The following is a 12589-nucleotide window of genomic DNA, read 5'->3' on the forward strand; positions in this document are numbered from 1 at the left end:
AGGATCCCCATGACCGTCCAGCTCCCCGTCCGCATCGGCCTCATCGGTGGCGGTGGCATCGCAGGCGCCCACCTCAAGGGCTACGCCACCATCCCCGACCGGGTGAAGGTCACAGCGATCGCCGACGCCGTCGCCGAGACCGTCGAGAAGCGCGTCGCCGAGACCGGCGCGACCGGGTACACCGACTTCCGCGAGCTGGTGCAGGACCCGAACGTCGACGCCGTCGACATCTGCCTCCCGCACCACCTGCACAAGGACGCGATCGTCGCCGCCGCCGAGGCCGGCAAGCACATCCTCTGCGAGAAGCCGCTGTGCCTCACCGCCGAGGAGGCCGCCGCGGTCCGCGACGCCGTGCAGAAGGCCGGCGTCACCCTCATGTGCGCGCACAACCAGCTGTTCATGCCGGCCGTCGCGAAGGCCAAGGAGGTCATCGACTCCGGTGCCCTCGGCGACGTCTACGAGGTGCGCACCACGGACTCGTTCTACAACGACTTCGACCCGGAGTCGATGGGCTGGCGCGGTCATTCCAAGACCTCGGGCGGCGGCGAGTACATCGACACCGGCTACCACCCGACCTACCTGCTGATGCACCTCTCCGGGGGCCGCCCCTCGCAGGTGTTCGCGATGATGTCCACCCACCGCCTGGACTTCATGGAGGGCGAGGACTCCGCCCAGGTGCTGGTCCGCTTCGACAACGGCTCGGTCGGCCAGCTCGTCACCTCCTGGGCCTACGACGCCGCCCCCGGCACCGACCGCTTCTCCGTGGTGGGCAACAAGGGCTCGCTGAGCTCCGACGGCTCGACCCTGCGCGTCAAGCTGCGCGGCCAGGACGAGCAGGTCTACGCCCATGAGCCGGTCGACACCTTCGCGGCCGAGATCGACGACTTCGTGACCTGTCTCGAGACCGGTCGCCGCCCGCTGAACACCGAGGAGGAGGGCATCGCGGTGCTGGGCATCATCCTGGCCGCTTACGAGTCCGCCCGCACCGGCAAGGCGGCGGACGTCCTCAGCGTGTGAGGGAACCCGCGGGGCGGGCCTACGCTCGGGGCATGAGCCCTGCAGCGGACCGCGCCCCGCGCAGCGTCCCGACGCCCCCGCGACGCCCTGCGTCGACGGGGGCGTCGGCGTGCCTCCTGCTGCTCTCGGCCACGCTGCTCGCCGGCTGCGGGGGCGCGGACGGGGCCGCCGACGGCACCCCGGGCGGCGGGTCCGACGGCGGCGGGGCGAGCGCCGACCGGCCTGCGACGTCGGGGCTGCCGCGCAGCGGCGCCTTCGACTACCAGCTCGGCGGGGTCTCCGACGGGGAGTTCGCCGTCGTGGTGCGCGATCCGGCCGACGGGCCGCTGCCCGGTGCCTACTCGATCTGCTACGTGAACGGCTTCCAGACCCAGCCCGACGAGGCGGAGCTCTGGGCGGCGCACCCGGAGCTGCTGCTGCACGATGCCCACGGGGAGCCGGTCGTCGACCCCGAGTGGCCCGACGAGCTCGTGCTCGATCCCGGAACCCCCGCCCGGCGCGAGGGGATCCTCGCCCGGATCGGCCCCGAGATCGACGCCTGCGCCGCGGCCGGCTTCGACGCCGTCGAGCTCGACAACCTCGACGTGGGGGAGCGCTTCGACCAGCTCGACCCCGACGGGGTGCTCGCCCTCGCGGGCGACTACGTGGACCGCGCCCACGCCGCCGGCCTCGAGGTCGCGCAGAAGAACGCGGCGGAGCTCGCGCCCGTCGGCCGTGCGGAGCTGGGCTTCGACCTCGCGGTGGTCGAGGAGTGCGGCGCCTACGACGAATGCGCCGCCTACCGGGAGGCGTACGGGGAGGCGTTCGTCCAGATCGAGTACCCCGACTCCCTCGCGGCGGCGGGGGTCACCTTCTCCGTCGTCTGCGCCGACCCCGACCGGGCCCCGCTGACGGTGCTGCGCGACCGGGACCTGGTGCCCGCGGGGGAGCCGGGTCATCTCCGCGAGCAGTGCTGAGCGGGACCGCTCGCCCTACGATGCCCGCATGAGCTCTCCCGTCCCCGCGCGCGGCCCCGGCTTTCCCCGCGGCTCCGGCCTCCCGCGCGGTCTCGTGCTGCTGCTCTCCCTCGCCGCGATCTGGCTGGTGCTCGCGGGGATGCGGGAGCTCGCCGGGCTCGTCGTGCCCGTCTTCCTCGCCCTGAACCTGATGATCGCCGCGCAGCCGCTGAGCGATCTGATCCAGCGGGCGGGAGCGCCGCGGCTCGTGGGGTCCCTCGCCGCCATGCTCGCGGTGCTGCTCGCCCTCGGAGTGTTCTTCCTCGCGATCGGCTGGTCGATCCGCACCCTGGTGCTCGAGCTGCCCGGGTACTCCGCCTCCTTCAACGATCTGCTGCAGCGCAGCCTCGAGGCCCTCGCCGAGGTCGGGGTGAGCCAGGAGCAGATCAGCGCCTGGCTCGCGCAGTTCAGCTTCGCGAGCCTGTTCGGGCTGCTGAACCAGGCGCTCAGCTCGGTCAGCGCGGTGGGTGGCCTCGTCGCCGCCTCGGTCGCGACGATCATCTTCTTCGGCCTGGACGCGACGGGCCTGCCCGAGCGGATGGCGGTCATCGAGCGGCTGCAGCCGCGGATCGCGCACGCCCTGGCCGACTTCGCGCTCTCGGTGCGCACCTACTGGCTCGTGACCACCGTCTTCGGTGCGGTGGTCGCCGTGATCGACGGGCTCGCGCTGTGGGCGCTGGGGGTGCCGCTGCCGGCCGTCTGGGCGGTGCTGCTGTTCGTCTGCAACTACATCCCCAACATCGGCTTCGTGATCGCCATGGTGCCGCCCACGCTGATGGCGCTGCTCGACCAGGGGCCGTGGACCGCGGTCGCGGTGGTCGCCGTGTGCGTCGTCGTGGCGATGGTGCTCCAGGGGCTCGTGCAGCCGCGCGTCACGGGCCGCGCCGTGGGACTCGCCCCGAGCATCTCCTTCCTCTCGGTGCTCTTCTGGTCCTGGGTCCTCGGGGCGGCCGGAGCGCTGCTCTCGGTGCCGATGACGCTGCTGGTCAAGGAGATCCTGGTCGACGCCGACGACGAGGCGCGCTGGCTGAACGCCCTCGTCGCCGACTCCCCGCGCGCCGCGCTCGAGTCGCCGCAGGAGCGGGTGGGCGGCGACGCGCGTCCGGGTGGCGCATCGGCCGCCGAGGAGGCACCGGCTCCGGGCGGGGAGCCGCCGTCGGCGACCGCCGCACCGCCCGCGGCGGGGGAGTGACCGCTCAGGCGCTCCCGCCGAGCTGCTCCCAGACCTCCGCCCCGCCCGCGTCCCAGATGTCCCCGGGATCGGCGACGACCACGAGCAGCGAGCGGGCTCGGGAGAGTCCCACGTAGAGCAGCTGCGCGGCCCGCTCGTCGGTGCGGAAGCCGTTGACGGCGAGGATCACGACCCGCCGCTCGAGGCCCTTGATGTTCAGCACGTGGCCGTAGAAGACGTCATCGCCCGCGAAGAACTCGTCCCAGTAGACGTCGTAGCCGCCCGCTTCGATCCGCGCGACCTGCTCGGGATGGCGATGCAGCGTGGTGATCAGGGCGATGTCCCCGGGCGCCCAGCCCTCGTCGAGGAGTTCCTCGACGAGGTCGTCGGCCGCCGAGACCGCCTCCTCGGCGGTCGAGGGGATGAAGCGCACCGGAAGCCCCTCGTCGAGGCGGGGGCGCTGCTCGAGGGCGGTGAGCGGGGCGAAGGAGCGTGCGATCGCCCGGGTGTTGCGGAGGTTCTCGTCGAGCGGGAAGGGGTTCAGGGTGATCGGCGCGCGGCCCTCGCGGTCGAAGACCGTCTGGTGCTCGTCGGTGAAGACGAAGAGCACGCCCGCCTCGGGATCCCGCAGGCAGGGCAGCAGCGCGTCCCACCAGGTGTCGGAGAAGTCCTGCGCCTCGTCGACGACGATCGCGTCGAACAGCTCGTCCGCGGACTGCGCGGCCGCGACCTCGGCGAGGCGGGCCGGGAGATGTTCCTCGTAGTACACGGTCGGGGGTCCGTCGAAGGCCTCGAAGTCCTCGGCGCCCCAGCGCACCGGCAGGTCGTGGAAGAGTCCCACATAGGCCGGTCGCTCCTCGGCGGGCCAGGTCGCGGCTTGCAGCTCGAAGTGCCGGGCGAGGCCCCGCGAGTAGCAGAGCAGGGCGGTGCGGAAGCCCTCCCGGGCGAGGGTCCGGGCCTTGATCATCGCGAGGTGGGTCTTGCCCGAGCCCGCTCCGCCCACGATCTGGGCGCGGTGCTGGAAGCGGAGCAGCGAGATCGCGCGCTCCTGCTCGCGGGTGAGCTCGTTGGACTCGTCCTCGAGGGCGTCCGCCAGCAGCTGCTGGTTGCGGATCGCGTGCTGGGTGGTGCGCAGCCGCTTCACGAGCACGTCGCGCTGGAGCTCGTCGAGGGGGCCGTGGCCCTGGCGGGCCTCGGTGTTCAGCGCGGCGACGATCCGCTCGGCGATCCGCGGCAGATCGGTGCCGTCGATGATCAGCCGCCGCGGCGCCTCCGGCACCCTCCAGCCGACCGGCAGCTCCGTGTAGGGCAGGGCGGCGAGGTGCACGGCACGGCCGACGGGCCGCGAGGTGGCGCCGTCGAGATAGCGCAGGATCGCATGCTTCGCCCGTTGGGCCTGGTCCAGCGGGGAGCGGAGCAGGAGGTGGCTGCCGCTCCGGTCCGCCTGGCGCCACTCGCCGTCGACCACCGAGACCGTGCCGCCCTTGACCTCGATCACGGCGAGTCCCATGCCCGGCCACAGCACCACCAGATCGGCCTCGACCTCCTCGCCGCCCTCGGTGATGCGCTGTCCCGCGAGGATTGCGGCGCTCGGCGGGAGCTGATCGACAAGCTCCCTCCACACGGCGCGCTCGGCGGCGGAGGCGAACTCGGGGTTCTCGGGCAGCAGGATCGGCATGGCGCTCCCTGGGGTCGGCGGGGCGGGGTGGACGCCCAGCTCAGGCTAACCGCTGGGCAGGCCCCGCGGCGGGGCATCGCTCATCCGTCGGACCCGCACGGTAGACAGGGGACATGAGCACCGACGCCTCGCCGTCCTCCGCCCTCGAGACCCTGGCGCATGAGTACGCCCGCTGCTGGGCCCACGGCGGGGACGCGCGCTGGCTCGTCCACGCCTGGCGCACCCTCGCCGTGGTCGGCGCGGTGCCCGAGGAGCTCCCCGCCCGGGGCGTGGCCGCCGCGGACGCGCGGATCCGGCTCGCGGCGCTCGCGAGCTTCTCCGCCCTCTTCCACCAGGTCGTCGACGGGGATCCCGACGGTCCCGAGCCGCCGGAGCTCGTCGGCGGCCCGCACGGGCTCGTCGAGGCCGAGGTGACGGCGTGGATGGCGGAGCACGGTCTGCAGACCATGGCCCAGCTGCTCGAGCAGTCCACCGACCACGACGACTCCGCGCCGGACACCGTGCCGTGGGGCCTGGACCCGAGCGACGTCGAGAGCTGCCTCGACGCCGTCGCGGGGGAGATGCTGCGCGCCTACGCGGCGCTGCGGCCCCACGCCGAGCTGTTCGCGGAGCTCTGGGCGCAGCGCTGGCCGCTCGAGCCCACGGAGCAGGATGCGGGGGAGTGCTCCCGCTATCCGCTCACCGGGGCCCAGCTCGAGGCGGCCCTGAACCCGTTCAGCGTCGACGCGGCCACCGCCCACGACTGGCTCGAGCAGCACCTCGCGGCGCTGGGCTCCTGAGCGGGGCCCGTCCGCGGGGGTCAGCCCCTCAGATGTCCCGGAACACCTCGATGCGGGCGCCGAGGGCATTGAGGCGCTCGGCGAGATCCTCGTAGCCGCGGTTGATGACGTACACATTGCGCAGCACCGACGTGCCCTTCGCGGCGAGCATCGCCAGGAGGATCACCACGGCGGGACGCAGGGCGGGCGGGCACACCAGTTCGGTGCCGCTCCAGCGGGTCGGGCCCTCGATGAGTACGCGGTGCGGGTCCATGAGCTTCACGTTCCCGCCCAGCTTGGTGAGCTCGGTGAGGTAGATGGCGCGGTTCTCGTACACCCAGTCGTGGAGCAGGGTCTGCCCCTCGGCGGTCGCGGCGATGACCGCGAAGAAGGGCAGGTTGTCGATATTCAGCCCGGGGAAGGGCATGGGGTGGATCTTGTCGATCGGGGCCCGCAGCCGCGAGGGATGGGTGGTGATGTCGACCAGGCGGGTCTCGCCGTTGCGGGCGAGGTACTCCTCGCTGCGGTCGTAGCGGAAGCCCATCTCCTCGAGGATCGCCAGCTCGATCTCGAGGAACTCGATCGGCACCCGGCGCACCGTGATCGAGGACTTCGTGACGATCGCGGCGGTGATCAGGCTCATCGCCTCGATCGGGTCCTCGCTCGGGGCGTAGTCGACGTCCTGGGAGATCCGCGAGCGGCCGCGGACGCGCAGCGTGGTGGTGCCGATGCCGTCGATCTCCACCCCCAGACGGACCAGGAAGAAGCACAGGTCCTGGACCATGTAGTTGGGGCTCGCGTTGCGGATGACGGTCTCGCCCTCGGAACGGGCCGCGGCCAGCAGTGCGTTCTCCGTGACGGTGTCGCCGCGCTCGGTGAGCACGATCGGTCGGGTGGGTCCGGGGGCGTCGGCCGACGCGGTCGCCTGGTAGTGGCCGTCGGTCGCGACGACCTCGAGGCCGAAGGGGCGCAGCGCGGTCATGTGCGGCTCGACGGTGCGGGTGCCGAGGTCGCAGCCGCCCGCGTAGGGCAGCTGGAAGGACTCGGCGCGATGCATCAGCGGACCGAGGAACATGATGATGCTGCGGGTGCGACGGGCGGCGTCGGCGTCGATCGCGGAGAGGTCGAGGCGCTCGGGGACCCGCAGCTCGAGGTCGCCGTCGTCGTTGAGCCAGCGGGTGCGCACTCCGATCGAGGTGAGCACCTCGAGCAGGCGGTTGACCTCCTCGATGCGGGCGACCCGGCGCAGGGTGGTGGTGCCGATGTTCAGCAGCGAGGCGCACAGCAGGGCGACCCCCGCGTTCTTCGAGGTCTTCACGTCGATCGCGCCGGAGAGGCTGGTCCCGCCGTGCACGCGCAGGTGGCTGGGGCCCGAGGTGCCGAGGCTGACGAACTCGGAGCGCAGCGACCGGCCCAGCTTCGAGAGGGTCTCCAGGGTGAGGTTCTGCTGCCCCTTCTCGATGCGGTTGATCGCGCTCTGGCTGGTGCTGAGCTGCTCGGCGAGCTGTGCCTGCGTGAGACCGGTGCGCAGGCGGGCGTCGCGGATGATGCCGCCGATTCGCTCCAGGTAGGTGGTGTCCTCGGTGATCGTCATGAGCGCGACCGTATCTCATCTATGAGATAAAGGTGTCCAGGCGGGGTGCGGTGCTCGTCACTCCCCGTCGTCCCCCCGCCGTGGTCCTACGATCGACGCCATGCGTCTGCGGATCCTCCTCGGGACCGGGCTCGGTCTCGTGGCCGGTGCCCTGCTGCTCCTCGTCGTCGACCCGCCCCTCGCCGTGATCAGCGGGATCACGGTCGCCGAGCTGAGCTTCCTGCTGCGCTCCTGGTGGGTGCTGTGGCCCAAGGACGCCGAGGCCACCCGCGAGCACGCCGGCGACGAGGACCTCGATCCCGCCGTCGACGCGACGCTCGTCGCCGTGCTCTCCGCCCTCGCGGTGATCTCGATCGTGGTCCTCCACCTCGGGTCCGCCGGGCACGAGCCGCTGCGCAGCATCGGCGCGGCCGTGACCCTGCTGGGCGTCTTCGGCGCCTGGGCCAGCGTCCATCTGACCTACGCGGTCCGCTACGCCCATCGCTTCTACGCGGCGGGCGGCGGGCTGGACTTCAGCAGCGACCTGCCGCCGCGCTACTCCGACTTCCTCTATGTCAGCTACGCGGTGGGCATGACCTACGGCATCACGGACACCGACACGACCGACCCGGTAATGCGCGGGATGGTGCTGCGCCACGCCCTGCTGAGCTTCGCGTTCGGCATGATCGTGATCGGCGCGGCCGTCAACCTCGTCGCCGGCGCCCTGGGACTCGCCTGAGGCCTGCCGCGCGCCGCGGCCCCTGGCCACCCGCGGCCTGCCGCGCGGCGGGCGACGTCGGCCGCCGCGCGGCCCGCCGTGCTCAGGCCAGGACCGGCAGCGGCTCGACGTGCCCGCCCACCCGGTACGCCTGCGCCGGGTCGAAGGGCGCGAAGCGCAGATCCATCCCGGCCTCCTGGGGCGTGCGGTCCGCCTTGCGGTTGTTGCACTCCTTGCAGGCCGAGACCAGGTTCAGCCACGAGGAGGGGCCGCCGCGGGAGACGGGCAGGATGTGATCGACCGTCGCGAGCAGCGCCTCGCTCGCCGGGGTCTTCGACACGCTCCGCCCGCAGTAGGCGCAGGTCCAGTGGTCCCGCTCGTGCACCGCCCGGTACGAGAAGCCGATCGACCGCTGACCGATCCCCTCGACCCACGCGCCGGACAGCTCATGGGTCAGCTCGAGGGCGAGCGGCACGATGCGATCCTCGACGAGTGTGAGCTCGACCGGGTTCGCGACCTCGCGCCGGATCATGCCGAAGGCGTGCCGCACCGTCGTGGTGTGCAGCAGCTCGCCGATCCCGGTCCCGGGGTCGTACCCCAGGTTGAACACCTTCACCTGCGACATGCTCATCACCTCGTCCCTCGTCCACGGAAGCGCCCAGGCTCGACCCGGCTGCGGGAGGGGGGTGCTCGCAGCCGGTACGAGCAGTGTGACCCGGATCGCTGCCCGGTCACCATCGAATTGTCCGCGAGCGGCACGTCGCGAAGATGGCCTCGGCGTGTCGTGTCGCCGAACACGAGGTGCCGATCCCGCCGTGCCGATCTCGTGGAGCGCCGCGCGGGAGTCCCGGCGGACTCCCCGGGACAAGGTGGGATGCTGTGCCCGCGAGCGTCGAGACCGACGACCGCCCGGGCGACGACCCGACCCGATCCGCACAGGAGGACCCGTGCACCTCGAGCAGCTGGAGATCGTCGGCGTCGTCGCCGTGCTCGTGATCGTCGCCGCCTCGCTGGCCTCGCGCCGGCTGGGCCTGGCCACCCCGATCCTCCTGGTGCTCGTCGGGCTCGGCGTGAGCCTCGTGCCCGGCATGCCCCGGATCGACGTGCCGCCCGAGCTGATCCTCACCGCCGTGCTCCCGCCGCTGCTCTACTCGGCCGCCGTCAACATGCCCGTGGTCGACTTCCGCCGCGACCTGCGCACCATCACGGCGCTCTCCGTCGTCCTGGTGTTGCTCTCGAGCCTTGGCGTCGGCCTGCTGCTGTGGTGGATCTTCCCCGACCTGTCGCTCGCCGCGGCGATCGCGGTCGGCGCCGTGGTCAGCCCGCCCGACGCCGTCGCCGCGACCTCCATCGGCAAGCGGCTCGGCCTGCCGCCGCGCCTGCTGACGATCCTCGAGGGGGAGGGGCTCGTCAACGACGCGACCGCCCTCGTGCTCCTGCGCACCGCCGTCGCCGCTACCGCGGGCGCCTTCTCCTTCTGGCGGGCCGCCGCGGACTTCGCCTACGCCGTCGCCATCGCCCTCGTGATCGGCGCCGTGGTGGGCCTGCTCGCCGTCCGCATCCGCTCCCGCATCGATCAGCCCGCGCTCACCACCGCGATCTCCTTCGTCGTGCCCTTCGTCGCCCTCCTCCCCGCCGAGCTGCTCCACGCCTCCGGGGTGCTGTCCGTGGTGGTCGCCGGGCTCGTCACCGGGGCCGCCGGCGTGCGCCGGCTCAGCGTCCAGGACCGCTCCGCCGAGCGCACCAACTGGATCACCGTGCAGCTCCTGCTGGAGAACGGCGTGTTCCTGCTCATGGGGCTGCAGCTGGTCACCCTCGCCGACGACGTCGCCGACGTCGGCCTGTCCGTGCTCACCGCCGTCCGGGTGGGATTGATCGTCGTGCTCGCGCTCGCCGTGATCCGGCTCGCGGTGGTCGTGCCGGTGGTGCACTCCGCCCGTCGGCGCCAGGACGAGCACCGCCGCACCGAGGCGAAGTTCGGCAGGATCCTCGAGCAGGTCTCGGCCGACGAGCGCCTGCAGCGGCATCCCGCGCTGCCGAAGGCCGAGCGCTGGCTGCGCCGCCGCCGGGCCGACGCCCGCTTCTACGCGGAGAACGGGCTGGGCTGGCGCGGCGGGGCGGTGATCGCCTGGTCCGGGATGCGCGGCGTGGTCACGCTCGCCGCGGCCCAGTCGCTGCCCACCGACTTCCCCTATCGCACCCAGCTGGTGCTCGTCGCCTTCGTGGTCTCGCTCGTGACCCTCGTGGGCCAGGGCGGCACGCTGCCGCTGCTGATCCGCCTGCTCGGCATCCGCGGCAGCGACGCCGAGCGCGAGCGGCGCGAGCTCCAGCTGCTGCTTTCCGAGGTCGGCGAGGCCGCCGTCGCGCAGGTCCTCGACAACCCCTCGCTGCGACGCCGCGACGGGGGCGAGTTCGCGCCGGAGGTGCTGCAGGCCGCCCGGGCCTGGCAGGAGAGGATGCGCCTGGACCCACCGCGGGAGGACGAGGGCGATCCGGTGCGCGCGCAGATGCCGGAGCTCCTGGCCCTCGTCCAGGAGGCGCAGCGCGACGCCCTCGACGAGGCCCGCTCGACCGCCGCCTACGACTCCCACGTGATCGCCCGGGCGCAGAAGCTGCTGGACCAGCGGGCGCTGCGCGGGGACGCGCCCTGAGCTGGCCGTCCCGCCCGCGGACCGGCATGCTGGGGGCATGACGGCATCGCAGGGACCCCGCCAGGGGCCGCACGGCGGCGAGGAGCGTCGCGCCTCCCTGCTCGCCGACCTCCTCGCGTGGCGGCGGCGCGAGCTCCCGATCGGCGCCGAGGAGGAGGCGCGCCTGATCGGGACGCTCCTGCGCCTCAAGGACGAGCAGCTCGACAGCCCCGATCCGGAAGAGTGGACCGAGGACCTCACCACCGAGCTCCTCACCCGGGCGGTGCCGCGGCACGTCGTGCAGACCCGCGAGGACTCGATGGAGCTGGTCCCCGCCCTGGGGCAGCTCTTCGCGTTCCTCCAGGAGACCGGACGCTGGCGGGAGAACGGCCCCACCCCCGGGGCCGCCTCGCTGCTGCTGGAGAGCCTCGAGTTCGCGACCCTCGAGGCGGCCGACGACCCCACCCGCCGCTCCTTCTCCACCAACGTCCTCGGCTACGGGCTCGAGCGCGGGGTCGACCTCGAGGACCCCGAGGAGCTCGCCGCCTACATGCGCTGGTACACGACGCGCTCCGACGAGGACCGGGTGGCGCTCGCCGAGTTCGGCAACCTCGCCCGGATCTCCGACGCCTACGACCGGGAGACGGCGCTCGAGGTGCTGCGCGCCGAGCCGCCGAGCCGAGCGGAGCAGGCGAGCTGGCCCTGGTTCATCCCGGAGATCGGCGAGGGCCGCTCGGGCGACGACCCCCTGCTCGAGGAGGACCCCGACCCGGAGCTCTACCGCCGCAACGGCCTGCTGCGCGCGGCGGAGGCGATCCTCGAGGTGGTGGGGGAGGGCTGCCGGGTCACGGACTCGGGGGCGCTGGGCCGTGCGGAGACGGCTCGCGTGGGCGAGCTGCTCGGCCTCCCCGCCGGCGCCCGCAGCATGTGGCACCGTCCGGAGATCGCCGGGGCATGGGTCGCGCTGCTCGACGGCGGCTGGCTCGCCCTCGGCGCCCGGCGGGTCACCGCTCTTGCGGGGCCGGTCCCGTTCCTCCCCTTCTCCGAGGACCCGTCGGCCTTCGCCGAGTGGGGGCATGCGGTGCTCACCGCCCTGCTGCTGGGCCGACACGCCCGCGCGGGCGGGGACGGCGGCTTCCGGGGCCTTCCGGAGACCCTCGCCGCGCTGGTCAGCGCGTGCGTCGACGGCGGCGTGGATCTGCCGGTCGCTCAGGTGATCCACGAGGCGGACCGCAATAGCCTGGAGGACCTGGTGCTCGTGCGCCGGGACCTCGACGACCTGGTGCGCTGCGGCCTGCTCGAGGGGCACGGCTCCCACGTCGAGGGCTCCGCGGCCGTGCTCACGGCGGTGCTGACCCTCCTGGCCGAGCGGCGCGGACAGACCTGAGACGGCGTCGGAGCTGGATCGGCGCTCGCCCCGGGCCGGGCGGTGCCCCTCGGCGCGGTCGGTCCCGGGCCGGTGACGTGGAGCTGTCCATCGTCCTCCACCCCTGACATCTGTCATCCATCCGCCGCTGACACTCCGGTCACCTCGCGCCCCGGCCCTAGCGTGGCGAGCATGGACACGCCCTCGGACCTCCCCCCGGACAGCTCCTCGACCTCCTCCTCGTCAACCTCCGTCGCCCCCGCCCCGAGCCCGGTCCGCCGGGTGCAGGTGCTCGCCGTGAGCATCGCGGGCGGCCTCGCCGTGCTGCTCTACCTCCTCCACCTCGTGATCGGCGGGGACGCGGGGGCGGGCCTCCGCTCCGCGGCGGTCGCCTGCGCGGTCGTCGCGGCCCTCATCGGCGTGAGCTTCGCCGTGGTGGGAGGGAGGCGATGATCCCGGCGCTGATAGTCGTCGGCGCCCTCGCGGTCCTCGTGTTCCTCGGGTCCCTGGTGCTGGGACTCGCGCACGGCTGGGACCGCCCGACGGCGAGGCTGCTGCTGCGGATCGCCGCCGCGCTCGGCATTGTCTGCGCCGTGCTCGGAGTCCTCCTCGCGATCCTCGGCCCCTGACGATCCTCGGCCCCTGAACGGCTCGAGCCGCCCTGCCCCAGGGGGGCAGGACGG

The 12589-nt window shown here is 73.1% G+C and carries 12 protein-coding genes; 9 read left to right on the plus strand and 3 right to left on the minus strand.

Annotation, left to right across the window (positions count from 1 at the left end; translation table 11 throughout):
- Positions 1 to 9 precede the first annotated feature (9 nt).
- The 3 genes from V1258_RS02190 to V1258_RS02200 are packed head-to-tail and all read left to right on the plus strand — an operon-like array spanning position 10 to position 3204.
- Positions 10 to 1017, plus strand: coding sequence for a Gfo/Idh/MocA family protein (locus V1258_RS02190; protein WP_329748146.1), 1008 nt, complete (start codon positions 10 to 12; stop codon positions 1015 to 1017).
- 32 nt (positions 1018 to 1049) lie between these two features.
- Positions 1050 to 1973 (plus strand): endo alpha-1,4 polygalactosaminidase, encoded by a 924-nt coding sequence (locus tag V1258_RS02195; RefSeq protein ID WP_329748147.1) that lies wholly within the window; start codon positions 1050 to 1052, stop codon positions 1971 to 1973.
- 28 nt (positions 1974 to 2001) lie between these two features.
- Positions 2002 to 3204 carry an AI-2E family transporter gene (locus V1258_RS02200; RefSeq protein ID WP_329748148.1) on the plus strand — a complete coding sequence of 401 codons (1203 nt, stop codon included), beginning with the start codon at positions 2002 to 2004 and terminating at the stop codon, positions 3202 to 3204.
- A gap of 4 nt (positions 3205 to 3208) precedes the next feature.
- On the opposite strand, the gene V1258_RS02205 is transcribed toward V1258_RS02200, so the two are convergent.
- A complete protein-coding gene (locus V1258_RS02205; protein WP_329748149.1) occupies positions 3209 to 4861 on the minus strand; it encodes a nuclease-related domain-containing DEAD/DEAH box helicase in 1653 nt (550 codons plus the stop codon).
- Positions 4862 to 4974: 113 nt separating this feature from the next.
- On the opposite strand from V1258_RS02205, the gene V1258_RS02210 reads away from it, so the two are divergent.
- The gene (locus V1258_RS02210; protein ID WP_329748150.1) at positions 4975 to 5640 is read left to right on the plus strand and encodes a hypothetical protein; all 666 of its coding nucleotides are present in this window, start codon (positions 4975 to 4977) and stop codon (positions 5638 to 5640) included.
- 28 nt (positions 5641 to 5668) lie between these two features.
- On the opposite strand, the gene V1258_RS02215 is transcribed toward V1258_RS02210, so the two are convergent.
- A complete protein-coding gene (locus V1258_RS02215) occupies positions 5669 to 7213 on the minus strand; it encodes a UDP-N-acetylglucosamine 1-carboxyvinyltransferase (protein WP_329748151.1) in 1545 nt (514 codons plus the stop codon).
- Positions 7214 to 7313: 100 nt separating this feature from the next.
- Here V1258_RS02215 and V1258_RS02220 point away from each other — a divergent pair, with 100 nt between their 5' ends.
- Complete coding sequence (locus V1258_RS02220; protein WP_329748152.1) at positions 7314 to 7931, plus strand: DUF1345 domain-containing protein; 618 nt, start codon at positions 7314 to 7316, stop codon at positions 7929 to 7931.
- An 82-nt stretch (positions 7932 to 8013) separates the two neighbouring features.
- Here V1258_RS02220 and V1258_RS02225 read toward each other — a convergent pair whose 3' ends face one another.
- Positions 8014 to 8541 carry an HNH endonuclease gene (locus tag V1258_RS02225; protein WP_329748153.1) on the minus strand — a complete coding sequence of 176 codons (528 nt, stop codon included), beginning with the start codon at positions 8539 to 8541 and terminating at the stop codon, positions 8014 to 8016.
- A gap of 316 nt (positions 8542 to 8857) precedes the next feature.
- Between V1258_RS02225 and V1258_RS02230 the strand changes: the two genes are divergently transcribed.
- From V1258_RS02230 to V1258_RS02245, 4 genes are all read left to right on the plus strand, one after another.
- The gene (locus V1258_RS02230) at positions 8858 to 10561 is read left to right on the plus strand and encodes a cation:proton antiporter (RefSeq protein ID WP_329748154.1); all 1704 of its coding nucleotides are present in this window, start codon (positions 8858 to 8860) and stop codon (positions 10559 to 10561) included.
- A 37-nt stretch (positions 10562 to 10598) separates the two neighbouring features.
- The gene (locus V1258_RS02235) at positions 10599 to 11927 is read left to right on the plus strand and encodes a hypothetical protein (RefSeq protein ID WP_329748155.1); all 1329 of its coding nucleotides are present in this window, start codon (positions 10599 to 10601) and stop codon (positions 11925 to 11927) included.
- Positions 11928 to 12098: 171 nt separating this feature from the next.
- Complete coding sequence (locus tag V1258_RS02240) at positions 12099 to 12359, plus strand: hypothetical protein (RefSeq protein WP_329748156.1); 261 nt, start codon at positions 12099 to 12101, stop codon at positions 12357 to 12359.
- Positions 12356 to 12535, plus strand: coding sequence for a hypothetical protein (locus tag V1258_RS02245; RefSeq protein ID WP_329748157.1), 180 nt, complete (start codon positions 12356 to 12358; stop codon positions 12533 to 12535). The genes V1258_RS02240 and V1258_RS02245 overlap by 4 nt, the downstream gene beginning before the upstream one ends.
- Positions 12536 to 12589: the final 54 nt, after the last annotated feature.

The organism is Brachybacterium sp. J153 (assembly GCF_036311905.1).
Lineage (GTDB): Bacteria > Actinomycetota > Actinomycetes > Actinomycetales > Dermabacteraceae > Brachybacterium.

Bases quoted from the DNA above. Each gene is read 5' to 3' on its own strand.
- V1258_RS02190 (WP_329748146.1), top strand. From the start codon at position 10: ATGACCGTCCAGCTCCCCGTCCGCATCGGCCTCATCGGTGGCGGTGGC.
- V1258_RS02195 (WP_329748147.1), top strand. From the start codon at position 1,050: ATGAGCCCTGCAGCGGACCGCGCCCCGCGCAGCGTCCCGACGCCCCCG.
- V1258_RS02200 (WP_329748148.1), top strand. From the start codon at position 2,002: ATGAGCTCTCCCGTCCCCGCGCGCGGCCCCGGCTTTCCCCGCGGCTCC.
- V1258_RS02205 (WP_329748149.1), bottom strand. From the start codon at position 4,861: ATGCCGATCCTGCTGCCCGAGAACCCCGAGTTCGCCTCCGCCGCCGAG.
- V1258_RS02210 (WP_329748150.1), top strand. From the start codon at position 4,975: ATGAGCACCGACGCCTCGCCGTCCTCCGCCCTCGAGACCCTGGCGCAT.
- V1258_RS02215 (WP_329748151.1), bottom strand. From the start codon at position 7,213: ATGACGATCACCGAGGACACCACCTACCTGGAGCGAATCGGCGGCATC.
- V1258_RS02220 (WP_329748152.1), top strand. From the start codon at position 7,314: ATGCGTCTGCGGATCCTCCTCGGGACCGGGCTCGGTCTCGTGGCCGGT.
- V1258_RS02225 (WP_329748153.1), bottom strand. From the start codon at position 8,541: ATGAGCATGTCGCAGGTGAAGGTGTTCAACCTGGGGTACGACCCCGGG.
- V1258_RS02235 (WP_329748155.1), top strand. From the start codon at position 10,599: ATGACGGCATCGCAGGGACCCCGCCAGGGGCCGCACGGCGGCGAGGAG.
- V1258_RS02240 (WP_329748156.1), top strand. From the start codon at position 12,099: ATGGACACGCCCTCGGACCTCCCCCCGGACAGCTCCTCGACCTCCTCC.
- V1258_RS02245 (WP_329748157.1), top strand. From the start codon at position 12,356: ATGATCCCGGCGCTGATAGTCGTCGGCGCCCTCGCGGTCCTCGTGTTC.